Below are 24,121 nucleotides of genomic sequence, written 5' to 3'. Positions count from 1 at the left end.
CAGGCCCCTACTGCACCCAGGATTGGGTGATAATCCAGTTGAACTGCGGGTTGAACTTGAAATTGCCGACGCGCTTGCTGACGAAATCAAGCCGCTTCGGCGTGAACAGACCGACCGCCGGCGCCTTGTCTGTGACCTGCTTGTCGATCGCGGCCCACAATTTGTCGGCCGCCTTCTGGTCGGTCACGCCAAGGTCCAGCGCCTTCTGCATCTCAGCATCGATGTCCTTGTCGCAGAAGCCGGAGATGTTGATCGAGGCGTCCGAGCCTTCGCGGAAGGATGCGCAGCTGAACAGGATGTTCAGGAAGTCCGACGCCGCGGGGTAGTCCTTGTACCATTGGGTGACGGACATCTGCACTTTGTTGTTGGTGTTCTGGATATAGGTGAACTGCAGGTTGGACGAGATCGGCTTGACGTCGGCGACATAGCCGATGGTGGTCAGCACGCTCTGCAGATAGACGCCGATCGACCGCGAGATGGCGGTATCCTCGACGATGATGGTCACCTTCTGGCCCTTGGTGCCCGATTCCTCGACCAGCTGCTTGGCCTTGTCGACATCCGGAGCCGACCATTTGGCGCCAGGGTTCTTGGTGAAGGGGCAATAGTCCTCATGTCCGGGGAAGTCCGGCGGCAGGACCTGACAGACCGGCGAGGCCAGCACCTTGCCGCCGAACAGCTTGACCAGCGTGTTGCGGTCGACGGCGTAAGCGACGGCCTGGCGGGCCTTTTCATTGTCGAATGGAGCCATGCGGGTGTTCAGCGGCGCGTACCACCAGGCCGAAAGCGGCGAGATGTGCAGCTGGTCCATGGACTTGCTGCCGAGTTCGCCAAGGCGGTCGCTGGGYAGCGCGTCGAACATCCAGTCCGCCTCGCCGTTCTGGATGGCCGTCACGGCCGCCTCCTCCGACAGGCCGAAATCATACTGCACGACATCCGGATAGCCGTCCGGCTGAGCTTCCTCGCTCCACTGCTTGAAATTGGGGTTGCGGGAAACGGTCATGCCCTTGTTGGGGTCGAAGGCCGAGATCATGTAGGGGCCGGTGCTGGGGATCGGCTTGGAGCCCATATCCTCCGTCGGCGTGTCCGCCGGCAGGATCACGGCATGCGGCAAGGCAAGCTTGTAGAGGATTTCGGCGTCCGGCTTGGTGAGATTGAGGGTGATCGTGCCGGCCGCCTCGTCGGCGACGACACCGCCTTCCAGCGTGCAGCTCTTGGTGTCGGCCAGGCATTTGTCGGCGCCGACGATGCCGGCATAGAAGGTACCCGAGGTCGGCCCGGAGACCTTGAAGATGCGCTGGAAGGAAGCGACGACGTCCTTCACGCCGAGGTCCTGGCCGTTGGAGAACTTGATGCCCTGGCGCAGCTTGAAGGTGAAGGTCTTGCCGTCATTGCTGACCGTGGGCAGCGCCTCGGCCAGGTCGGGAACGATGCTGAAGCCCTCGACGCCCTCGGCCTTGCGGAAGGCGACCAGGCCGTCATAGATCGGCTGGTACATCTGCCAGCCCTGGTCGGTGTAGTTGATGTGCGGATCGAGGGTGCCGGCAGCCGATCGGGCAAGCAGGCGGATGGTGCCGCCACGGTGTTCCTTGAGATATTCGGCCTGCGCCGGAGCGAGCCATGAGCTGGCCAGCAATGAAGCGGCCGACGCCGCCAAAAGCAGTTTCTTCATGTCGTCATTCCCCTTTCAGTTGTCGTTTTCGTCCAGGAAGTCTCCCACCACCCGCATGCAGAGGTCCTGCTCCTCGACATGCGGCATGTGGCTTGAATGCTCGAATATCTGCCAGCGCGATCCCTTGATGCCGTCCTTGAAGGGTTGCACGGTCGCTGGCGTGGCTTCGTCGTAACGGCCGGAGATGAGAAGTGTGGGAACCTCGATGGCCGGCAGGCGGTCGATGACGCTCCAGCTCTTCAGCGTGCCGATGACGTGGAACTCGTTCGGGCCGTTCATCACATTGTAGACGGTCGGATTGCGCACGATCTGGGCGAAAGTCTCCGTCACCTCGGGCGGAAACGGCACGACCCGGCAGACATGCCGTTCGTAGAACCGCATCGTCGCTTCCTGATAGGCCGGATCGTCCGTTGTGCCGGCCTGTTCGTGCTTCGTCAGCGTCTCCTGCACGTCCCTGGGCAGATCGGCGCGCAGCCGATTGGCCTCCTCGACCCAAAGCTTCATGGAAGCCGGCGAGTTGGCGATGGTCAGCGACTTCAGGCCCTTCGGCCGGGTCACGCCATATTCGGCGCCCAGCATGYCGCCCCAGCTCTGCCCGAGCACATGGAAGCCGCCGCGGATGCCGAGATGATCGACGAGGTTTTCCAGCTCATCGATGAACAGCTGGGGCGTCCAGAAATCGGCGCCCTTTTCCGGCAACAAGGTGGAATTGCCGCAGCCCAATTGGTCGTAGTGGATGACGGCGCGGCCGCCTCGGGCAAGAAGCTTGTAGGCGTCGACGTAGTTGTGCGCGGCGCCCGGCCCGCCATGCAGGATGACCACCGGAGCCTTGCCGGCATCGAGCTCGCCGCTGATCCGATACCAGGTTTCGTAGGCGCCGAAGCCGGCCCACCCTTCCTTGCTGACGATCTCGGACGACATCCCGGCTCCCTGTGTGGTTGAAGACATTCTCGTTGTCGCTTAGTTCGCCGCCCRGCCGGACTGCACCCACTCTTCCAGCATCTGCACGCCGAAGGCCGTGGCGCCCTCGCGGCCCAGAGGCCGGTCCTTGTCGGCCAGTTCCTTGCCGGCGATGTCGAGATGCACCCAGGGACGGTCTTCGGTGAAATTGCGCAGGAAGGCGGCGGCATAGGGCGCGTCGCCGTCTTCCATGTCCTTGGCGTGGTGCCGGATATCGGCGAAGGGCGATTRCAGGCCCTCGTCATAGGCCCGGTCGAGCGGCAGTTGCCAGAACCGCTCGCCGACCTTCTCGCCGGCCGCGATCATGCGCGAGGCGATGGTGTCGTCGGTGCTGAACAGACCGGCGAAGACCGAGCCCAGGCCGCGCATCACCGAATAGGTCAGCGTGGCCAGATCGACGATCACCGACGGGTTGAAGCGCGAAGCGGCGTAATAGAGGCAGTCGGCCAGGATGAGGCGCCCTTCCGCATCCGTGTCGAACACCTCCACGGTCTGCCCCGACGCGGTCGTGATGATGTCGCGCGGCTTGAGCGCGGTGCCCGACGGCATGTTCTCGGCAATGCCGAGCACGCCGACGGCATGCACCGGGCTGCCTTGCCGGGCGAGCGCGATCAACAGGCCGACCACGGCGRCGGCGCCGCCCATGTCGGCCTTCATGTCGAACATCTGCTCGCCGCGCTTGATGCACAGGCCGCCGGTGTCGAAGCAGACGCCCTTGCCGACGAAAGCCAGCGGCTGCGCGGGAGCGCCCTTGCCGCGATAGCGCAGGACGGCGACTCGCGGCGGTCGCGCCGAACCGGAGCCGACGGCCAGGATCGCATTCATGCCGAGCTCCTTCAGCCGCGCCGCGTCGAGGATCTCGACATCGATGCCGGCCTCGCGCAGCGGCTCCAGGTGATCGTGGAAATTGTCGGGGTGGAGATGGTTCGGCGGCAGGTTGACCAGGGTGCGCGCATATTCGACGCCGTCAGCGATGGCGTTGATCCGCGCCAGCGCCGCTTTCAGCTCCGGACCGGCCGCGCCGATCATCTGTACGCGCAAAGTGCGGTCGGCGCCTGCCCCCTGACGCCGGTTTCGCATGTCGAAACGATAGCGCCGCAACCGCATGCCGAGCGCAACCCGCGCCAGGATTTCCGCTGCCGGAAGCTCGACACCCGCGAGCGGGTCCAGCACGAGGGTAGCCGCGCATTCGCCCTTGCCTTCCAGATGCGCGGCAAGCAAACCGCCGGCGCGCGCCAGGGAAAGCGTGGTCACGGCCTCGGCCCTGCCCAAAGCCAGCACCACCACGCGACGGACGGACATGGCCTTGGGAGCGATGACGTCGACGCAGGCGCCGGATTGTTCAAGRACGGCCGGGTCGGAACACGCGCGGGACAAGATCCCGTCCATTTCGGCATCGAGCGCCGCTGCCCGTGGGCCAAAACCGTTTTGAGYGGCTTGCAGGATCACGACGACCGAGGTTTCCGCGGAAATCTCGTCCGCCGTCTCGAAGACCGGCGCCGGCGACTGAGGCATAAAGCTCGTTCTCCCATTCCAGGGGCGCCCCCGCCGAGGCTTAACTCGCGTCATACGCAAAGCTTCGCCGGCCAACGGCGGAAACCGGTATCCCGGTCTCCGCCGCTGACGGAACGGCATCGGAGTGCCCAAATAATCGTTTTCGGATGGCGACTTAGTCGCTCTTGCCTTTTGGGTATCCCTGAACCGGCCAGGCGATCAAACGCCAATTTCGCCCAAGTCGATTGACAAAAACTCAACTGACATTTCATGATCGGCCAATGGCCCTGCCCTCGCTCAATGGCATGYGCGCTTTCGAGGCCGCCGCGCGTCTCGGCAGCATCAAGGATGCAGCGGAAGAGCTGCATCTGACGCCCTCGGCCGTCAGCCGCCACATCCGCGCGCTTGAAAGGAACCTCGGCCAGGACCTGTTCGAACGCGGTTTTCGCCAGATCACCCCGACAATCAGGGGCTCATACTACGCGCGCTCTCTTTCGGAGGCATTCGAGGMAATCTGGCGCGCCACCGACGATGTCAGCTTCGTCGACGGGCCGTGGCACGGCAGGACCCAGCGTGTAAGAGTGCTCTGCGTGCCGACCGTCCTGAACCTCTGGCTGGCGGACCGGTTGCCGAATTTCCGGCGACTGCATCCATCCGTGGACCTGGAGATCTCGACGTCGGGCAAGCGCGCCAACTTCGATTTGGCGATTGTCGACGAGTTCGTCTACAAGGCCGGTCCCGCGTTGACGCTGCTGATCCCGCTCCTGCTGACGCCGGTATGCGCACCGTCGCTGCTGGAAGGTCCGGTGCCGCTGCGCTCCCCCGCCGATCTGGTCAACCATCACCTGATCCACGAATGCGARACCATGCGGTGGAAGCGGTGGCTGGAGCAGGAGGGCGTTCTCGACACCACGCCTAAATCCAGCACGACACTCGATGACTGCACCTTGATCATGCGCGAGGTGATAAACGGCGCGGGGATCGCCCTGGCCGACACCATAATGGCCCAGGACCTTCTGCAGCAAGGCAGGCTTGTCGCCCCCTTCAGCGCCCGCCACGCCTATCCCGCCGGCATCTACCTGCACCAGCGCCGCAGCATCGGAAACAAGCCGGGCACCGGCCTGTTCCAGGACTGGCTGCTCGCCGAGATCGCCGACCACAAGCGGACCATGGGTATCGCGTAGCGTATCTCGGAAAGACGTGCCGACCGAAGCGCCGCGTAAGAAAAAAGGCGGCGGCCGACCGGCCACCGCCTTCATATTTGTCGACGGCTGCGCTCAACCCTTGATGGTGGCGGTCAGCTCGTCATAGGCCTTGCAGGYTTCGTCGAGCGTCGTCGCGCCCTGATACTTGGTCGTCACAGCCTGCACCTTGGCGGTCAGATCGGCCGCCTTGCTCGGGTCCTTGGTGATGGCTTCCTGGAGGGCGGCAGCCATGTCCTGCGCCTTCTTGGCGGCGATTTCCTGCGTGCATTCCGGCCCCTTGGAGCAAGCCGAACCGGCCAACGCCGCAACACCGACGGCAACGAGCAAAAACTTCTTCATGTCAATTTTCTCCTCAAAAAAGGCAGCCGCCCATCGCGGCTGCCTCCACTGGCCGAAGCCCAAAGGCCAGAGCCAAGCGTGCCATAACCTCTGATTGTGGCGGCGCGCAACGACCGGGCTGTGTCAACTTGTGTAACACGGTTGCAACAGCCGTTTGCCGCGAAGCCTATCGCTTCGTATCCTGGTGGATGCCCCTGCTCTTCCAGCCAGTCTCCGCGCCCTTGCCTCCCGCTCCCAGGGCATGCAAGGAGTGGGTCAAGCAACGGGATGACAGGCATGGCAGCTGAAGCGTCGAGCAGCGATCTGGTGCAGGTGGTGGCGCTGCTCGCCRCTGGCGTCGTCGCCGTGCCGATCTTTAAGCGCATGGGGCTCGGCTCGATCCTCGGCTATCTCGCCGCCGGCGTCGTCATCGGCCCGTTCGGCCTGCGCATCTTTTCCGAATCGGAAGCGATCCTCCATGTCGCCGAGCTCGGCGTCGTCATGTTCCTGTTCATCATCGGCCTGGAGATGCAGCCCTCGCGGCTCTGGGGGCTGCGGCGCGAGATCTTTGGACTGGGCGCCTTGCAGGTGGGCGTCTGCGCGGTGCTTCTGACCCTGGTCGGACTGGCCGGCGGCTTTCCGATCGCGCAGTCCTTCGTCGCCGGCGCCGGCTTCGTGCTGACCTCGACGGCGATCGTCATGCAGTTGCTGGAGGAGCGCGGCGAGATCGCCACGCCGAAAGGCCAGCGCATCGTCTCCATCCTGCTGCTCGAAGACCTGATGATCGTGCCGCTGCTCGCGCTGGTGGCGTTCCTCGCGCCTGGYGGCGCCGAGACCAGTTTTTCGCAGCGGCTGACCGAAGTCGGCATCGGTATCGCCGCCATCGTCGGTCTGGTCGTGGCCGGCCGTTACCTGCTCAATCCGCTCTTCCGCATCCTGGCCGATGCCCGCGCCCGCGAGGTCATGACCGCCGCCGCGCTGCTGGTGGTGCTGGGATCGGCGCTCGCCATGCAACTCTCCGGCCTGTCGATGGCGATGGGCGCCTTCCTCGCCGGCGTGCTCCTGTCGGAATCGACCTTCCGCCACCAGCTCGAAGCCGATATCGAGCCGTTCCGCGGCATCCTGCTCGGCCTGTTCTTCCTCGCCGTCGGCATGTCGCTCGACCTCGGCGTTGTCGCCCAGAACTGGCAGCTCGTCGCCATTTATGTCGTCGCCTACATGGTCATGAAAGCGGTCGGCATCTACGCCGTCGCGCGCATTCTGAAGAGCGGCCACCGCGAGGCGCTCGAACGCGCCGTCTTCATGGCGCAGGGCGGCGAGTTCGCCTTCGTGCTCTATTCTTCCGCCGCCGCGGTCGGCATCATCGACGRCCAGGCCAATGCCACGCTGACCGCCATTGTCATCATCTCCATGGTGCTGACGCCCTTGGCCATCGTGGCGCTGCGCTACCTCACCCCGCGCGACGAGCAGTCGCTCGACGGCGTCGACATCGCCGAGGGCCTCACCGGCAGCGTGCTCATCATCGGCTTCGGCCGCTTCGGCCAGATAGCCAGCCAGCCGCTTCTGCTGCGCGGGCTGGATGTCTCGATCATCGACAACGAGGTGGAGATGATCCAGGCGGCTGCCGATTTCGGCTTCAAGGTCTATTACGGCGAYGGCACGCGGCTGGACATCCTGCATGCGGCCGGCRCCGGGCGCGCCCGCGCGGTGCTGATCTGCGTCGACAAGCCGGACGCCGCCGTGCGCATCGCGCAACTGATCAAGGCGGAATTCCCTCTGGTCACCATACTGGCGCGCGCCTTCGACCGCGGCACGGCGCTGCAGCTCATTCGGGCCGGCGTCGACTACCAATTGCGTGAGACCTTCGAATCGGCGCTCGTCTTCGGCGGCTCGGCGCTGGAGGCGCTGGGCGTCGATCCCGAGGAAGTCGCCGAGGTCATCGAGGACGTGCGCCGCCGCGACACCGCCCGCTTCGAAACCCAGCTTGCCGAGGGCATCCGCGCCGGCCAGCGTTTCCTCAAGGGCAATATCGGCACGCCGATCCCAACGCCGCTCACCCAGCCGCGCCGCGCCGGCCGGGCGCTGAACCAGGAGACCGCCGTCGTGCTGAACCAGGCAGAAACAAAGAACTGAAGGACAAGGCATGGCAGAACTCGATCCGCGAGCGCCTTCGGTCACCAAATTCTGGCGCGATGCCGGCGAGGACGCCTGGTTCGAGAAGAGCGACGCCTTCGACGCGGATTTCCGCAACCGGTTCCTGGAGTTGCATTACGCCGCCGCGCGGCGCGAATGCGACGACTGGAACGCGCATGCCGAAGGCTCGCTGGCGCTGATGATCCTTCTCGATCAGTTCCCACGCAACTGCTTCCGCGGCAGCGGCCACATGTATGCCACTGACCCACTCGCCCGGTACTTCGCCGACAGGGCGATCGCCGCCGGTCAGGACCTGGAACTGGACGAGCAGCTTCGCGTCTTCCTCTATTTGCCCTTCGAGCATTCCGAATCGCTGGCGGACCAGCAACGGTCGGCCGAGCTGACGGCCGCCAGGGCGCCCGACTATCTGAAATACGCCGAGGAGCACCTGGAGATCGTCCAACGCTTCGGACGCTTCCCGCACCGCAACTTGATGCTTGGCCGCGCGACGACCGCCGAGGAACAAGCTTTCCTGGACGGCGGCGGTTTTTCCGGCTGACCAGCCGGCTTGGAGCAATTCCAGGAAAAGTGTGAGCGGTTTTCCGTCCGGAATTGCGACAATCCAAAATCAGCCGAGCCACCATTCGCGGCCCGACGGCAGCCGCTCGATGCCGGACGTGTCGACGGCTCCGAGCCGTTCCGACACGCTCCTGCCGCCAACCGAAAGCGCGGGCGCGATCTCGGCCAGCGGCGCCAGCACGAAGGYGCGTTCCAGCATGCGCGGATGCGGCACTTCGAGACCGGTCTCGTGGATCACCCGGTCGCCGAACACCAGTATGTCGATGTCGATCAGCCGCRGCCCCCAGCGCTCCTCGCGCACGCGCTTCAGCCGCTTCTCGACGTCGAGGCAAAGGTCGAGCAGCGCGCGTGGCGAAAGCGCCGTCTCGATCGCGGCGGCGGCGTTGAGGAAATCGGGCTGGTCGAGCTTGCCCCAGGGCGGCGTGCGGTAGAGCGAGGAGACGGCGGTGACGCGCGTCGCGTCGTCGCCGTCCAGCATGCGCAATGCCGCGCCCATGGACTTCGCCGGGTCGCCGAGATTGCCGCCGAGGCTGAGGTAGACGGCGCTATTCYGGCCAGACAACGCTCACCTCGACATGATCGAGCACGCCCGGCACCGGGGCGTTCGGCTTGCGCACGGTGATCGCGGCTTTCCTGATCTGCGAGAACCGCGCCGTCAGCGCTTTCGCGACCTCCAGCGCCAGCGCCTCGATCAGGAAGCGGCGATGTCCGGTCACGATCTCCTCGATGACCGAGAAGGYGACGCCGTAATTGACGGTATCCTCGATGGAATCCTCCGTCAGCGGCCGGCTGGGCTCAACCRTCAGTTCGGCATCGACATAGAAACGCTGGCCAAGCGTCTCCTCCTCGTCAAGCACGCCGTGGCGGGCGAAGAAGGCGCAGTTCTTCATGCGGATGACGTACATGATCAGTGTCCGGGAGGAAGCTCGGTTTCGCGGGCAAGCATAGCATCGGTCACCGCCAGCGCGTCCACGTTGATTGCGACATCGTGGACGCGAAACAGGTCGGCTCCTTTCAAGCGCAGGATGACGCTGGTGRCCGCCGTGCCGGCCGCCCGATCGCCAGCCTCGCGCCCCGTCGCGCTGCCGATGAAGCGCTTGCGCGAGGTCCCCGCCATCAGCGGATAGCCGAGCGCCTGAAGCTCGGAGAACCGCGCCATCAGGTCGAGGTTTTCCTCCGCCGTCTCCTTGGCGAAGCCGAAGCCGGCGTCGAGCACGATCTGGCTGTCGGTGACCTTGCCGGCACGCGCGATCTCCAGCGATCTGCGCAGGAACAGGAACTGGTCCTCGATCACGTCAGGCAGCTTCTGCCGTTCGCGCCCGGTATGCATGATGACGAGCCCGGCGCCGGTCTCGGCCGCGACGCGCGCTATGCCGGGCTCGCGCTGCAACCCCCAGACATCGTTGACGATATGGGCGCCGGCGGCGACCGCCCGCCGCGCCGTGTCCTCGCGGTAGGTGTCGACCGAGATCAGCGCCTCGCCGGAAGCCGCGAGCGCGGCGATGACCGGCAGCACGCGGCCCTGCTCTTCTTCAGCGGTGATCGGAGCAAAACCAGGTCGGGTCGATTCCCCGCCGACATCGATGACGGCGGCGCCCTCTTTCACCATGCGGCGCGCCTGCTCCAGCGCCTTCTCGGGCGCGATGAACAGGCCGCCGTCGGAAAAACTGTCCGGGGTCACGTTGAGGATGCCGACGACGACGGCCTTCGGACCGAGGTCGAGATAGCGTCCATGCGCCAGCTGCCATCGCCTTGTCGTCATTGTCCATCAACCATGCGTGATCCGCGCGAAATCAATTCCGTTGCGCTGGCGACGGCCCTAAAGCAAGGTGCGTGAAGAGGCAATATGATGAACCGATCCCTGCTCTGCGCCCTGATGCTCGCATTGACCGCCATGCCGGCGGGCGCGGCCAATCTGGTGAAGACCTACAGCTATTTCAGCGTCGGCGGCCGCACGCTCGACGATATCCAGAACCAACTGTCGAGAAACGGCCCCGAAGTGAAGAGCACCGGCTCGCGGCATCCGGGCGCCACGCAGATGGCCTTCACCACCCGCATCAGCTACGCGCAGAGCGCGGAATCCTGCCGCATCGCCGACGCGGCCGTCACCGTGAAGGTCAAGGTGATCCTCCCCGAATGGCGGCGTCCGCGCAAAGCCGATCCCGACGTCAGGCTGTTCTGGGACACGCTGTCGGCCGACATCAAGCGGCATGAGGAGCGCCATGTCGAGATCGCCAAGAACCATGCGCGCCTGYTCGAGGATGCGCTGAAATCCATCCCTGCGCAAAAGACATGCGAGGAGGCAAAGGCCAAGGCCGCGGCGGTCCAGGCAGCCGAGCTCGCCAGGCACGATCAGGACCAGGTGCGCTTCGACCGCGTCGAAAGCGTCAATTTCGAAAACCGCATCCTCCGACTGATGCGTTACCGGATGGAGCGCGTCGAAGCCGGGCAACTGCCGCCGCCTTGACCTGAGGCAAGCCGCATCCGAGGCCAATTTCGCCCAAGCATGGTGCCAGACCGGGAAAACTTTCGAAGGGCGGTCGAAATCGGACTATATCGAACGACATATAGCGGGGTCGAACACTCGAACCGCCATCCACGATGAGAAATGAAGGCGCGACCGGCCGGAGCCGTTTTGGCGCACTGAGCATCAGCCTTTRAAAGAATGACGCATGGACCAGACCGTCGAGAAACAGGCGATGGCGCCGAAAGCCGCGCCGATGATGAGCGAGAGCGAGAAGAATACCATCATCGCCGGCGTGCTGTTGTCGATGCTTTTGGCGGCGCTTGACCAGACCATCGTCGCCCCCGCCCTGCCGACGATCGCGCGCGCGCTCGGCCATGCCGAGTATCTGCCATGGATCGTCACCGGCTATCTTCTGACCGCGACGGCTGTRGCGCCGCTCTACGGCAAGATCTCCGATGTCTATGGACGCCGGCCGGTCATCCACGCCGRCATCCTCATCTTCCTGCTCGGGTCGCTGGTCAGCGCGCTCGCGCCCAACATGCTGGTGCTGGTCATCGGCCGCGCCATCCAGGGCGCCGGCGGCGGYGGTCTCTTCGCGCTGGCCCAGACGGTCATCGGCGATCTCGTGYCGCCGCGCGAGCGCGCCCGCTACGCGGCCTGGATATCCGGCACCTGGGCGGTGGCCAGCGTCGCAGGTCCTCTGCTTGGTGGCGTCTTTGCCGAACATCTGCACTGGTCGTTGATCTTCTGGATCAACCTGCCGATCGGCTTCCTGGCCATGGCTATCGTCAACAATCCGCTGAAGAAGCTGCCGATCGCGGCTAAGCATCACCGCATCGACGGTTTGGGGGCGGTGCTCCTGRTCATCGCCACCGCGCTGCTGCTCCTGGCGCTCAGTTGGGGCGGCAGCACCTATCCCTGGTTCTCAGGCGAGATTCTCGGGCTCGTGGCCTGCTCGGCCGTGTTCTGGTTCTTCTTCGCGCTGAGGCTGCTGAGAGCGGCCGAGCCTTTGGTCTCGCTCGAAGTGTTGGGCAACCCGATCGTGCTCGCCGGCACGCTGTCGATGTTCCTGCTGCAGGCCGCCAACATCGGCGCGTCGGTCTACCTGCCAGTCTATCTGCAATCGGTCGTCGGGCTTTCGGTGAGCGAATCCRGCACGGCGATGCTCGGCCTCTTGCTCGGCACAGTCGCCGGCGCCGCCTTCAGCGGCCGCATGATCCCGCACTTCGTCCACTACAAGCGCATCGCCATGATCGGCCTCGGCCTGGCGATCGWCTGCATAGGCCTGCTCAGTGCCATTGCGGGACACGCCTCGCTGCTCGAAGTCGAAATCCTGACCACGCTGATCGGCCTGGGCAGCGGCACGACCTTTCCGGTCAGCACCGTCTCGGTCCAGAACGCGGTCGACCGCGCGCATCTCGGTGTCGCGACGGGCGTGCTGACCTTCCTGCGCACGCTGGGCGGCGCGCTCGGCGTCGCCATGCTCGGCGCCGTTGCGCTGGGTTTTGGCCTGCCCTTGGCCGCCGAAGGCTCGCAGACGCACATCCAGCTGACATCGGCAATGCCGTTCGTGATGATCTTCCTTACCGCCGGTATCACGCTCGTGCTGGCGCTGATCACGCTGGCCGTGATGCCTGAAAAGGAATTGCGCGGCCACGACGAGAACGCGGCGCCCGTGCTCGCGGAATGACTTTTTCAGTCGTGGACGCCGAGCTTCTTCTGCAGACTGGTCGACGAGGTCGTGTACTGGAAGACGATGCGCTCGCCCGGGCTGATGACGCGCTTGGCCGCCTGCGCCATCAGCGCCACCTCATGGAAACCTGACAGGATCAGCTTCAGCTTGCCGGGATACCAGTTGATGTCGCCCACCGCAAATATCCCAGGGATCGACGTCTGGAACTTCTCGGTGTCGACCGGGATCAGGTTCTCGTGAAGGTTGAGGCCCATTCGGCGATCGGCCCGAGCTTCATGGTGAGGCCGAAGAACGGCAGCATGCGGGTGCACGGCACGTCGACGTCGCCGTCCGGACCGCCCTTGATGGTCGCCGATGACAGCTGGCCGGCGGCGCCGGCGAGGCCGCTGACCTGGCCGACGAGAAATTGCAGCTGCTTCATCTCCTGCATGGCATACATCTTGTTGACGCTGTCGGGCGCCGCCCTGAATTCCGGGCGGCGATGGACCAGCGTCACGCTTTTGGCGATCGGCTGCAGGTTGAGCGTCCAGTCGAGCGCCGAATCRCCGCCACCGACGATGACGAGGTCGTGCCCGCGAAAATCCTCCATGCGCCGGACGGAATAGAAGACGCTCTTGCCCTCATAGTCCTCGATGCCGGGAATGGGCGGGCGCTTGGGCTGGAACGAGCCGCCGCCGGCGGCGATCACCACCACCTTGGCCTCGAACACCTCGCCTTCATCCGTGGCGACGCGGAAACTGCCGTCCTCGAGCTTTTCAAGGCTCGAAACCATGCGGTTGAAGGTGAACTCCGGCTTGAACGAATGGATCTGCTCCATCAGCTTGTCGACGAGGCCCTGGGCCGAAATCATGGGCCAGCCCGGAATGTCGTAGATCGGCTTTTCCGGGTAGAGCTCTGCGCATTGCCCGCCGGGACGGTCGAGAATGTCGATGAGGTGGCATTTCATGTCGAGCAGCCCGAGCTCGAACACGGCGAACAGGCCGACCGGCCCCGCCCCGACAATGAGAACGTCCGTCTTGATCGTATCGGTCATGCGCTGCGCCCCATTGGGAAATGGTGCGAGACTGCATGAGCTATCGCCTGCTGCCAAGCAGCCAGCGCGAAAGAAAATTGGAAAGTCGGCTTCAGCCTTGCCGTTCAGGCACCCTAACGATCAGGCCGTCCAGCGCCTCGCGCACCTTGATCTGGCAGGAGAGGCGCGAATTCGGCCGGACGTCATAGGYGAAGTCCAGCATGTCCTCTTCCATCGCCTCCGGCTCGCCGACCTCGGCCGTCCAGGCCTCATCGACATAGACATGGCAGGTCGCGCAGGCACAGGCGCCGCCGCATTCGGCTTCGATGCCAGGCACCGCGTTGCGGATCGCGTTTTCCATCACCGTCGAGCCGTTTTCGGCGTCCACGTCAAATCGGGTCCCGTCATGGGCGATGTAAGTCAGCTTGGTCATTAAAGTCACCTGAGGAGTCGCAGCCGAGATAATCACTCCGCCGGACAAGTCAACTGCGGCGCGAAAGCGCCACGAAATGACGTTTTTCAAAAAGTTAATGCTAGCGGCTGATGCCAGCGATGAAATCCCGCACTTCCTCGATCAGCGTGCCGAGCCGCTTGAGCGCGCGGACATCTTCCGGCTGCTTTTCGATGATCGCCGCGCATTCGGCCACCGCAAAGGCGCCGATGCCGCGCGCCGAGCCCTTCAAGCCATGCGCCAGAAGCACCCGCTGCCRCATGTCGGCGTCGGCGATCTGGTCGCGGACGCTGAGCGACTGATGCACGAACAGCGCCAGCACCTCCCGTTCGAGGTCGCGGTCGCCCATTGTCTGACGCGCCAGATGACCGAGATCCACAGGCCGGGTTCCGACGGTTCCGGAGGCATCTCCCCCCGGCATGGAAAACGCAATACCAGTTTCGCCACGCATACGCACTCCAACTCCATCAAGCGGGCAGACGGGCCCGAGAAAATAGGCGACTCCGGTCGCCAAGGGGTTAACGATTGCAGGGGAAAAATGTTGTCACGGAGGCGGCCGGATCACGCTTCCGTTAACCTTATATTTAAAGTTTTACGTATCGCCGGGAATGCATGTTTTCTTTACCCCTGTGTGTCATTACGATACGAAGGTCCATTTTTCAGCCTCCTGCTCGGGATAGACAAGCCAGAATCGGGCCAGAATCAGGCCAAAATCATAAGTCCCGCGGCAGCTAGTACAGGGTAGCGAAGGCATGGCTAAGAAACCAACGACGACCAAGTCTCTCGACAGCGACGTAGCCGCGGAACTGGAAAAGGCGCTCGACCTTGACCTTGCCGGCGACGAAGGCGGCCTCGATATGGCGGCGTCGATGGAGGACCTCGAAGCGCAGATCTCGGCGGCAGCCGACGAGCTGGCGCGCGAGGGCCGTAGCCAGAGGGCGGAGCCGGCAAACAACCCCCAGCCTGCTAGCCCCCAGACTGCCAAGGCCCCCGCGCCCAAGCCGGCCGAACTGCGCCCGGTCGAGCCGCGCAACGGGCAGYCGTCCGGCTTTACGCCTCCCGCAGGCTTCACGCCCGCCAATGACGACCGCCAGAAGGACTACAAGACGCTGCTGCACAGCCTCAACCGGCGTGCGTCGAGCACCGTCTACTGGGTGATCGCCTTTATCTCGCTGGCCTGGATCGCCGGCGCCGGCGGCCTGGCCAATCTTCTGTTCGGCCCCGACATCTGGAAGATCCGCACCTTCGACCAGTTCTTCGCCCGCCCCGAGCTGATCGGCCTGGCGGTTGCCGCGATCGTTCCGGTCATCCTGTTCTGGGCATTCGCCGCCATGATTCGGCGTGCGCAGGAAATGCGCATCGCCGCGCAATCCATGACCGAGGTCGCCTTCCGCCTGGCGGAGCCGGAAAACCTCGCCCAGGACCGCGTCATGATGATCGGCCAGGCCGTTCGCCGCGAGGTGGCGGCGATGGGCGAAGGCATCGAGCGGACGCTCGCCCGCGCCGTGGAGCTCGAAACGCTCGTCCACGGCGAAGTCAGCCAGCTCGAACGCTCCTATTCCGAGAACGAGGCTCGCATCCGTTCGCTGGTCGATGGTCTGGGCAGCGAGCGCGAGGCGGTCGTCACGCATGCCGAGCGCGTGCGCGCCTCGATTGCCAGCGCTCACGAGACGCTGCGCGACGAGATCGGCTCGGCCAGCGACATCATCCGCGACTCGATCCTCAACGCCTCGACCAAGCTGTCGATGACGATCAACAATTCCGGCGACACGCTGATCGATCGCATCAATGAGAGCTCGACGTCGATCTTCGATTCCGTCGAATCGCGCCTGGACAGCATCACCGACCGTCTTTCGACCTCCGGCGAAGCCTTCGCCAGCCTGCTCGATACCCGCATCGCCAAGCTGACCGACACCACGGACGGCCTGACCCGCTCGCTGACCGACTTGCTCGACGACCRCACCAATGGCATGGTCTCGCTGCTCGGCGGCGCGGCGCGCACGCTGAATTCGGAATTCGAAGCGAGCCTCAGCGGCATCGAGCGCACRCTGGCCGAACGCGGTCAGGCGCTGATCAGCGAATTCCAGACCCGCGCCGAGGCGCTCGACACCGGCACGCAGAAGCTCAACRCCGCCCTCGAAGCGCGCGCCCGTCAGATCAACGAGACGATGGTGGAGCGCGCGAAGGAGATCGCCCACGCCTTTGCCGAGAGCAAGGACACGCTGTCGGCGATGATCGATCAGGGCAAGACCCAGATCGGCGCCGATATGGCCGATATCATCTCGTCGACCTCCTCCATGCTCGAAGCCCGCGCCACCGACTTTGCCGGCCGCATGGAAGCGGCCCGGCATGTGGTGTCGCGTTCCTTCGATTCCGACATCCAGCGGCTGGCCGATGCCCGTGTCGGCATCGAGGAAGCCGTCGAAAACCACAGCCGCGCGCTTTCCGAGAGCCGCGAACGCATGGCCGCCGCCATGCAGGAGGACCTGGCGAAATTCGCCGAAGGGCGCGCGGCGATCGATGCCGCCGTCACCAACCAGGTGCAGAAGCTGGCCGAAGGCCGCGGCCTGATCTCACGAGCGCTGGAAGAAGACCTGCGCAAGGTGAACGAATCGCGTGCCGCCATCGATGCATCGCTCGGCAGCCATCTGGAGCAGATTGAGGAAGGCCGTAACCGCCTGTCCCAGGCCTTGAACGAAGACTCCGGCAGACTCGTCCAAGCTCGTACGATGATTGACGAAATGGTCGCCGGTCATGTCGGGAAACTGGCTGAGGGCCGCAACATCCTGGCGCGCGCCCTGGAAGCCGATCTCGGCAAGCTGCAGGACAGCCGCGCCTCGATCGACGGCCTGGTCGCCGGGCAGGTCGAGAAGATCGCCGAGGGCCGCGCCGTGCTCGCCAAGGCGCTCGAAACCGACATCATCGGCATCAGGAACCTGATCGAGACCCACTCGACCAAGCTCGCCGAGGACCGCGGCGAACTCAGCCGCGCGCTTGAAGGCGATCTGAGCGGCATTCGCGGCCTGATCGACAGCCACGCCGGCAAGCTTGCCGAGGACCGCAGCCTGCTGTCGCAGACGCTGGAAGCCGACCTTGCCAAGCTCGCCGAAAGCCGCGCCTCGATCGACGGACTGGTCGCCGGCCAGGTCGAGAAGCTCGCCGAAGGCCGCGACATCCTCAAGCGCGCGCTGGAAGCCGACCTCAACACCATCAAGGGTGCCATTGCGGGACATTCGGACAAGGTGTTGGAGGATCGCGCCCAGCTGTCGAAGGCGCTCGAAGCCGACCTGCAGGCCGTCAGCGGCGCCATCGCCGATCACCAGGACAGGCTCGCGCAGGATCGCTCGACCTTGTCGAAGGCCCTGCAGGATGACCTCCAGACTGTAAGCGGCGCCATCGCCGACCATCAGAACAGGCTCGTTCAGGACCGTTCGGTGCTGTCGAAGTCGCTCGAGGACGATCTCGCCAAGCTGGCGGAGAGCCGCTCCAGCATCGACGGGCTGGTCGCCGGCCAGGTCGAGAAGCTTGCCGAGGGCCGCGACATCCTCAAGCGCGCGCTGGAGGCCGACCTCAACACGATCCAAGGCGCGATCGTCGATCATTCGCAGAAGATCACCGACCACCGCGCCGAGCTTTCGCGTGCGCTCGATGCCGATATGGCCAGCGCCAGCGGCCTCATGCAGACCCATGCCGACCAGCTGTCGCAGAACCGCGCGACGCTGTCCAAGGCGCTGGAGGACGATCTCGCCAAACTTGCCGAGAGCCGCGCCGGCATCGACAGCCTGGTGTCCGGCCAGGTCGAGAAGCTCGCGGAAGGCCGCGACATCCTCAAGCGAGCGCTGGAGGCCGACCTTGCCAAGTTGGCCGAAAGCCGCGCCTCGATCGATGGCCTCGTCGCCGGCCAGGTCGAAAAGCTCGCCGAAGGCCGGGACATCCTCACGCGTGCCCTTGAAGCCGACCTTGCCAAGCTGGCCGAAAGCCGCGCCGGCATCGACGGGCTGGTCGCCGGCCAGGTCGAAAAGCTCGCCGAAGGCCGCGACGTGCTCAGCCGCGCCCTCGAGGCCGATCTCGCCAAGCTGGCCGAAAGCCGCTCCGGCATCGACGGCCTCGTCGCCGGCCAGGTGGAAAAGCTCGCCGAAGGCCGCGATATCCTCAGGCGCGCCCTTGAAGCCGACCTTCAGAAGCTGACCGAAAGCCGCTCCGAGATCGACGACATCATCGCCGGCCATGTCGGCAAGCTGTCCGAAGGCCGCAACATGCTCGCCAAGGCCCTGGAGGACGATCTCGCCAAGCTCGGCGATGCGCGCAAGGACGTCGATCGTTCGGTTTCCGGGCATATCGACCAGATCGCCGCCAGGAGCAGCGACATCTCGGCGGCGATTGCCGCCGACGTCGAGAAGATCGAGCAGGCTTTCAGCCGGCAAACCGGTATCATCGAGGAGCGCGCCGGCACCATGGAGCGTGCGCTGTCGACCGGTGTCGACAATGTCCGCGGCGTGCTGGAAAAGACCGCGGTGTTCGTGGCGGGCGCGCTCCGCGACAAGGTCATGGAAGTCACCAGCGCCCTGCATGAGCAGGCCGGTGCCGCTTTCAGCGACGCCGATCGCAAGATCGCCGAACGCGCTGAGCAGACCTCCGCTGCGCTGCTTGCCAGGGCCGAGGACATCGCCCAGGCCTTCGAGGCGGCCGACCGCCGTCTGCACGAGCGCGCCCAGGACACGTCCAACATGCTGATGGCGCGCGCCGACGATGCTTCGAACGCGCTCATGGCGCGCGCCGAAGAAACCGCCGACAAGCTGTCCACGCGCGCCAGCGAGATCGCCAACACCTTCGACACGGCCGACCAGAAGCTGGTTGCCCGTGCCGTCGAGACGGCCCAGTCGCTTGCCGCGCGTGCCGGCGACATCCTGCGCAATTTCGAGGGCGCCGACGAGCGGCTGTCGATGCGCATCACCGAATCGGCCGAAGCGCTGGCCGCCCGCGCCAGCGATCTCGGCCGCATCTTCGACGCCGCGGACCAGCACCTGATCTCGCGCATTGCTGAAGGCTCGGAGGCATTGTCGTCACGGGCGTCCGAAATTGCCCGCATCTTCGACGATGCAGACAGCCGCCTGGTGTCGCGCATCGCCTCGAGCACCTCGACCATCGGCGAGCATGCCGACACGATCGTCGGCGCCTTCGCCGCCACCGAACAGCGTGTCGCCGACCGCGCCCGCCAGACCGGCCAGGAGCTTGCCGTGCATGCCCGCGAGATCGAGCAGGCGCTGGCCGGCGCCGACGAGCGGCTTGCCGCAAGTGCCGCGGCTGCCGCTTCCCGCGTCGAGGACCAGGTCGCGAGCGTGGAAAGCCGCCTCGCCCACACTGCCGAGACCATGGGCCAGAAGCTCAACGAGCAGGTCTCCAGCGCCGAAGCCCAGCTCATCTCGCGCGCCAACGTCATCGCCGAGACCTTCACGGCGGTCGGCCAGCATATCGGCCAGAGCACCAACGAGGCCGCCAAGACCATCGGCGCCAACACCCGCGAGCTCAACACCATGCTGGCGGCGCGTTCGGCCGAGATGGCGAAGATCCTCGACGAGACGGCCAAGCCGCTGGTCGAGCGTTTCGCCCAGGGCGGTTCCGAACTGCAGCGCAGCATGGAAGAGGTCACCGAAAGGGCGGCCGAGAAGCTACGCAGCGAGAATACGAACCTCGTCAACGCGCTGGCCAGCCGCACCGCCGAGACGCTTTCGGCCGTCGAAGGCGCTCGCTCCTCGCTTTCCGACAGCGTGGCCGATCTCATCGGCCGCATGACGACCTCCAGCGCGCAGCTCGGCCAGCTGATCGAGCAGGCTGCCGTCAATCTYGGCCAGGTCGAGGAACGGCTCTCGGGCAGCACGCAGAGCTTCGCCACGACCACGGAGAAGGCCGCCCAGACCTTCGCCAGCTCGGCGCGTCTGGTCGATTCCAACACGACGCGGCTCACCGACCTGTCCTCGGCGACGCTGCGCGAGGTGGCCTCGATCGCGACCAAGTTCGACGAGCACAGCCGGCTGCTCTCCAGCGCCTCGAACCTGCTCAGCTCCGCGCAGAGCAATCTCGAGCACACGCTGGAGCGTCAGTCCTCGCTGGAAGACCTCGCCGTCGGCCTGGTCAAGAAGTCGGAAGACCTCGAGAAAGTGATGCGTTCCTTCGAAAGCCTCGTCGGCCAGACGATGCAGACCGCGGAGGGGCGCACGATGGAGTCGGCGGAAAAGATCCGCACCGCCATCGCCGAGGTTGTCGATTCGGCGACGCGCCGCTTTGCCGACGCGACCGAGGAGATGCGGCGCACCGCGGGCTCCATCAAGAGYGAGCTGGATCTCACCCGAGCCGAGCTGAAGAAGGGCGTCATCGAGATGCCGGAAGAGGCCAAGGAATCGACCTCGGCCATTCGTCGCGCCGTCGCCGAGCAGATCAACGCGCTCAAGGAACTGTCGGATATCGTTGCGAAATCCGGCCGCAGYGGCTCAAGCGAACAGGGCGAGCCGCGCGGACTGCGCCCTGCTCCGCAGGCGCCGGCCCGCGCCGCCGAGCCGCCRCTGCGCCGCCCGCCGGCGCCTCAGCCGCAGCCGCAACCCACGGCGCGCGCTCCGCAGGCGCCGCTCGCCGAGACCACGTTGCGCGGCACGCTCGACCTGGAGCGTCCCGCCGAAGCGCCGCGCCGGGAGAACGGCAAGACGCCGCAGGGCGGCTGGGTGCGCGACCTGCTGACCAACGCCTCGCGCGAGGAAGAACTGCGGCCGGCAGCGCCGGCGGAAGCGCCGCGCGCGACGCCCGCACAGCGCTCGCCGCTGCACGTGATGGAGTCGCTCAACTCGCTCTCCGTCGACATCGCGCGGGCCATCGACCATGACGCGTCGATCGAGCTCTGGAACCGCTACCGGCGCGGCGAGCGCGACGTGTTCACGCGCCGCCTCTATACGCTGAAGGGCCAGCAGACCTTCGACGAGATCCGCCGCAAGTATCAGGCCGAGGCGGAATTCCGCGCCGCGGTCGACCGCTACTGCGAGGATTTCGAGAAGCTGCTCAAGGATGTCTCGCGCAACGACCGCGACAACATCATGGCGCAGACCTATCTGACGTCCGACACCGGCAAGGTCTACACCATGCTGGCCCACGCCAGCGGCCGGCTGCACTGACGCCGCCAAGCAGAACCGGAACTGAAAAAGGCGGGTCTCGACCCGCCTTTTTCACGCCGTAATTTGATTGCCGGCTTGGCCAGCGCCTCAGATCGTCTGGTCCGTCCAGTGGACGATGTCCTTCGCCGCCTGGCCGAAGGCGCTGTCCAGCGCGCCGACATAAGCCGCATTGCCGCTGCCGGAGACCGGCGCGCTCGCGGTGAAGCTCTTCGAGGCGCGTACCTCGCCGTTGCGGTCGTTGAGGATGYGCACGAACAGATCGACGTCGGCATGCTCGCCGCCATCGACGCGCACCTCGAAGGAACGCACCTCGACGATGATCTGGTAGTCGATCGCCAGCCCCTCGCCCGGCTTGCCGACGCCGGCAAAGCTGCCGGAGCGCTGGAAGGTTTCGGCTAGCCTCGCCTGCACGATCAGCGGCAGCCGGTCGGCCCATTGCGCGCCCTTCAGGAACTGGATCGAGCTGTCGGAAGGCCTGATGACGATGTTCTGGCTATCGAGCGCCTTGAGCGCCGATGGCTGGGCTATCAGGATCTGGCGACGGCTGTGGGCACGCACGTCGACCGACGGCGCGGACAATTCGAACGTGTCGAGCGGCGCCGGCTTGCCGCCCAGGGCCGCGCAGYCGGCAAGCGAAAGCACCAGCAACGCCGCCGCGGATGATCTGAAACTCCCCGCTACCACCCTGACCGACTTCACGCGCGATCCCCGTTGTCCCCGGATCCTACGATCAACCCGCATTTGCGGTTCATTTTCTTGGCGGTCGCGGCGGCCGAAGTCAACGCCGTGCCCTTCCATCGAACTGCCGGACCTCGCCGTCGCCGCCGGACAGGATGCGCTGCGGATTGCGGCTGAGGTCGGTCACCGCCTCCTCGATGCGGTTGATCGAGCGGCGGCTGTCCTGCACCAGCGCCTCGACGTTCTGCAGACCCTGGCCGGAGAAGCGCGACAGGTTGTCGACGATGGTGCCGAGGCGGGAGTTCAGCGTGTCGGCCACCTGCTTGAAGGATTTCAACGTCGCCCTGGCATCGRCCATCACGCCGTTGGCCTCACCGGAGCCAAGGAGATTGTCGACCTTGGCCAGGATGCCGTCGACGCGCACCGAGGCGTCGTTGAGGCGCTGCGCAAGCTGGCGGGCATTCTTGATCGTGTCATTGATGTCGTCGGAGCGGTTGGCGATCTTGTCGGTGACCTTGGCGATGTCGGAAGCCGCCTTGTCGGCGCTGACACTGGCCTTCTGGATGTTGGCCAAAGCGGCCTTGACGTCGGCCGGATCGATGCCGTCGAGCACGCCGTTGACTTTGGCCAGTGTCCCTTGCGTCTGCTTGGCGAAATCGTTGATCGAGCCGACCGCCGTGTTGACGTTGCCGATGACGGTGTCGAACTGCTTCGAGGTCTCCTTCAGGTTCGCCGTCACCGTGTCGACATTGGCCACGATGCTTTTGATCTGGTCCTTGTCGACGGAATTAAGCAGGCCTTCGGCGGCCTTCAGCGTGCTGTCGAGCCGGCCCGAGACATTCTTCAATTGATCCGAAAGCGAGCTCACCGCCGTCAGGAACTTGTCGATGCCGTCGGAATTCTTGGCCAGCGCGTCCGAGAAGGTCTCGACATTCTTGACCGTCTGCGTCAGCGGGCCGCGAACGTCCTTGGTGAAGCCTTCGAGCTCGCTCAGCACCTTGTCGGCGCGCGTGAAAATGTTCTGCGCCGTCTGCAGAAGATTGGTGACCGCCGACGGGTTGGCGGTTATCTCTGGGATCCTGCCCTCTTTCTCCGCCTCGTCGAGCAGCTTCGCTTCCTTGGGGTCGGCGCCGCGGAGCTCGATATTGGYCTGGCCAGTCAAGCCAGCCAGGCCGATATCGGCCTGTGTCGACTTGGTGATGGGCGTCATGCGGTCGATCTCGGTGTCGGCGATGGCCACCGTCGGATTGTCGACGTCGATATAGACCCGTTTGACGTCACCGACCTTGACGCCGTTGAACAGCACGAAGCTGCCGCGGCCGAGGCCTGAGGCCGAACCTGGAATGCGCACGCGCAGCATTGTCGTTTCGCCTCTGTCGCCGATCGCCGCGGTCCAATAGACGAAGGCGAAAGCCGCCAGGATCGCTCCCAGCGTGAAGATGCCGACAATAACGTAGTTGGCTCTTGTTTCCATCGACCCACTTATGGCTATGCGCGCGCCGCAAGATCAAGTTGCCGGGCGCGTTTTCCGCGGAAATAGGATTTCACCCACGGCTCCTCGCTCTTCAGCATGTCGTCGATCGTGCCTTCGACCAGCACCCGCTTCTTTCCGAGCACCGCGACGTGGTCGCAGGCGGTGAACAGCGTGTCGAGATCGTGCGTGACCATGTAGACGGTCAGATCCATCGTGTCGCGCAGCTTGACGACAAGCTCGTCGAATTCGGCCGCGCTGATCGGATCGAGCCCCGATGTCGGCTCGTCGAGAAAGACGATGTCGGGGTCGAGCGCCAAGGCGCGCGCCAGCGCGGCGCGCTTGATCATGCCGCCGGACAGCTCGGAGGGAAATTTCTGTGCRGCGTCGGCCGGCAATCCGACYAGCTCGATCTTGAGCATGGCGAGTTCGTCCATCAGCGCCCTGGGCAGGTCGAGATATTCGCGCATCGGCACCTGCACGTTTTCCAGCACGGTCAGCGCCGAAAACAGCGCGCCATGCTGGAAAAGGACGCCGAGCCGCATGTCGATGCGTAAACGGTCTGCGTCGCTTGCCTTGTCGACGTCGACGCCGAACAGTTTGATCGTCCCCGATTGCTTCGGCATCAGTCCCAATATCGTGCGCAACAGCACCGATTTGCCGGCGCCCGAAGCGCCGACGAAGCCGAGGATTTCCCCACGCTTGATGTCGAGCGAAAGCTTGTCGAGGATCAGCTTGTCGTCGATGGCGACGGTGACGTCGCGCACCGAAAGCACGATTTCATCGTCATGCGCGTCCTGCGCTGCTGTGGCGCCGTTGCCGTCCGCCATC

The 24,121-nt window shown here is 65.0% G+C and carries 18 protein-coding genes and 1 pseudogene; 6 read left to right on the top strand and 13 right to left on the bottom strand.

The features are described 5' to 3' along the window. Positions 1-7: 7 nt before the first annotated feature. The 3 genes from LCM4576_RS00385 to LCM4576_RS00375 are packed head-to-tail and all read right to left on the bottom strand — an operon-like array spanning position 8 to position 4,144. Positions 8-1,669 carry an ABC transporter substrate-binding protein gene (locus LCM4576_RS00385; protein ID WP_071029640.1) on the bottom strand — a complete coding sequence of 554 codons (1,662 nt, stop codon included), beginning with the start codon at positions 1,667-1,669 and terminating at the stop codon, positions 8-10. A 15-nt stretch (positions 1,670-1,684) separates the two neighbouring features. Continuing rightward, entirely contained in the window at positions 1,685-2,590 is a 906-nt protein-coding gene (locus tag LCM4576_RS00380; protein ID WP_071029638.1) for a proline iminopeptidase-family hydrolase, read from the bottom strand. A gap of 39 nt (positions 2,591-2,629) precedes the next feature. After that, on the bottom strand, positions 2,630-4,144 hold the full coding sequence (locus LCM4576_RS00375; protein ID WP_071029636.1) for a leucyl aminopeptidase: 1,515 nt from the start codon (positions 4,142-4,144) through the stop codon (positions 2,630-2,632). 260 nt (positions 4,145-4,404) lie between these two features. On the opposite strand from LCM4576_RS00375, the gene LCM4576_RS00370 reads away from it, so the two are divergent. Continuing rightward, positions 4,405-5,307, top strand: a complete 903-nt coding sequence (locus tag LCM4576_RS00370) for a LysR substrate-binding domain-containing protein (protein WP_071029634.1) — start codon at positions 4,405-4,407, stop codon at positions 5,305-5,307. A gap of 93 nt (positions 5,308-5,400) precedes the next feature. Here LCM4576_RS00370 and LCM4576_RS00365 read toward each other — a convergent pair whose 3' ends face one another. Next, a complete protein-coding gene (locus LCM4576_RS00365; RefSeq protein WP_071029632.1) occupies positions 5,401-5,667 on the bottom strand; it encodes a hypothetical protein in 267 nt (88 codons plus the stop codon). Positions 5,668-5,943: 276 nt separating this feature from the next. On the opposite strand from LCM4576_RS00365, the gene LCM4576_RS00360 reads away from it, so the two are divergent. Next, a complete protein-coding gene (locus tag LCM4576_RS00360) occupies positions 5,944-7,779 on the top strand; it encodes a monovalent cation:proton antiporter-2 (CPA2) family protein (protein ID WP_071030100.1) in 1,836 nt (611 codons plus the stop codon). A gap of 10 nt (positions 7,780-7,789) precedes the next feature. After that, positions 7,790-8,338, top strand: coding sequence for a DUF924 family protein (locus LCM4576_RS00355; RefSeq protein ID WP_071029630.1), 549 nt, complete (start codon positions 7,790-7,792; stop codon positions 8,336-8,338). A gap of 69 nt (positions 8,339-8,407) precedes the next feature. Here the strand turns inward: LCM4576_RS00355 and folK are convergent, their stop codons facing one another. The 3 genes from folK to folP are packed head-to-tail and all read right to left on the bottom strand — an operon-like array spanning position 8,408 to position 10,120. Further along, positions 8,408-8,920, bottom strand: coding sequence for a 2-amino-4-hydroxy-6-hydroxymethyldihydropteridine diphosphokinase (gene folK, locus LCM4576_RS00350; RefSeq protein ID WP_071029628.1), 513 nt, complete (start codon positions 8,918-8,920; stop codon positions 8,408-8,410). Further along, positions 8,904-9,263, bottom strand: a complete 360-nt coding sequence (gene folB, locus LCM4576_RS00345) for a dihydroneopterin aldolase (RefSeq protein WP_071029626.1) — start codon at positions 9,261-9,263, stop codon at positions 8,904-8,906. The genes folK and folB overlap by 17 nt, the downstream gene beginning before the upstream one ends. 2 nt (positions 9,264-9,265) lie before the next feature. Then, positions 9,266-10,120, bottom strand: a complete 855-nt coding sequence (gene folP / locus LCM4576_RS00340; protein WP_071029624.1) for a dihydropteroate synthase — start codon at positions 10,118-10,120, stop codon at positions 9,266-9,268. Between the two features lie 84 nt (positions 10,121-10,204). On the opposite strand from folP, the gene LCM4576_RS00335 reads away from it, so the two are divergent. Further along, on the top strand, positions 10,205-10,825 hold the full coding sequence (locus tag LCM4576_RS00335; RefSeq protein ID WP_083361266.1) for a DUF922 domain-containing Zn-dependent protease: 621 nt from the start codon (positions 10,205-10,207) through the stop codon (positions 10,823-10,825). Between the two features lie 205 nt (positions 10,826-11,030). Continuing rightward, on the top strand, positions 11,031-12,515 hold the full coding sequence (locus LCM4576_RS00330; protein ID WP_071029618.1) for an MDR family MFS transporter: 1,485 nt from the start codon (positions 11,031-11,033) through the stop codon (positions 12,513-12,515). Between the two features lie 5 nt (positions 12,516-12,520). On the opposite strand, the pseudogene LCM4576_RS00325 reads toward LCM4576_RS00330, so the two are convergent. The 3 genes and pseudogenes from LCM4576_RS00325 to LCM4576_RS00315 all read right to left on the bottom strand — a co-directional run bounded on the left by LCM4576_RS00325 (position 12,521) and on the right by LCM4576_RS00315 (position 14,432). Continuing rightward, positions 12,521-13,551, bottom strand: a pseudogene (locus tag LCM4576_RS00325) (NAD(P)/FAD-dependent oxidoreductase). A 91-nt stretch (positions 13,552-13,642) separates the two neighbouring features. After that, a complete protein-coding gene (locus tag LCM4576_RS00320; RefSeq protein WP_071029616.1) occupies positions 13,643-13,963 on the bottom strand; it encodes a 2Fe-2S iron-sulfur cluster-binding protein in 321 nt (106 codons plus the stop codon). A 100-nt stretch (positions 13,964-14,063) separates the two neighbouring features. Continuing rightward, positions 14,064-14,432, bottom strand: coding sequence for an Hpt domain-containing protein (locus LCM4576_RS00315; RefSeq protein ID WP_071029614.1), 369 nt, complete (start codon positions 14,430-14,432; stop codon positions 14,064-14,066). 301 nt (positions 14,433-14,733) lie between these two features. Here LCM4576_RS00315 and LCM4576_RS00310 point away from each other — a divergent pair, with 301 nt between their 5' ends. Further along, the gene (locus tag LCM4576_RS00310; RefSeq protein ID WP_071029612.1) at positions 14,734-21,141 is read left to right on the top strand and encodes a kinesin; all 6,408 of its coding nucleotides are present in this window, start codon (positions 14,734-14,736) and stop codon (positions 21,139-21,141) included. 87 nt (positions 21,142-21,228) lie between these two features. On the opposite strand, the gene LCM4576_RS00305 is transcribed toward LCM4576_RS00310, so the two are convergent. The 3 genes from LCM4576_RS00305 to LCM4576_RS00295 are packed head-to-tail and all read right to left on the bottom strand — an operon-like array spanning position 21,229 to position 24,120. Beyond that, positions 21,229-21,882 (bottom strand): ABC-type transport auxiliary lipoprotein family protein, encoded by a 654-nt coding sequence (locus tag LCM4576_RS00305; RefSeq protein WP_244510557.1) that lies wholly within the window; start codon positions 21,880-21,882, stop codon positions 21,229-21,231. 37 nt (positions 21,883-21,919) lie between these two features. After that, positions 21,920-23,293 carry an MlaD family protein gene (locus LCM4576_RS00300; RefSeq protein ID WP_071029608.1) on the bottom strand — a complete coding sequence of 458 codons (1,374 nt, stop codon included), beginning with the start codon at positions 23,291-23,293 and terminating at the stop codon, positions 21,920-21,922. A gap of 14 nt (positions 23,294-23,307) precedes the next feature. After that, positions 23,308-24,120: an ABC transporter ATP-binding protein gene (locus LCM4576_RS00295; RefSeq protein WP_071029606.1), complete on the bottom strand. Its 813-nt coding sequence runs from the start codon at positions 24,118-24,120 to the stop codon at positions 23,308-23,310. Position 24,121 lies beyond the last annotated feature (1 nt).

Origin of the sequence: Mesorhizobium sp. LCM 4576 (genome assembly GCF_001854815.1) — a bacterium.
In the GTDB taxonomy this organism is placed as follows: Bacteria; Pseudomonadota; Alphaproteobacteria; order Rhizobiales; family Rhizobiaceae; genus Mesorhizobium; species Mesorhizobium plurifarium.
Note: the sequence above shows the minus strand (reverse complement) of the source record. Positions and strands in the feature narration are given on the sequence as shown.

What these genes read in the sequence shown, in the direction of transcription:
- LCM4576_RS00355 (WP_071029630.1), top strand. Translation starts at nt 7,790, where the DNA reads ATGGCAGAACTCGATCCGCGAGCGCCTTCGGTCACCAAATTCTGGCGC.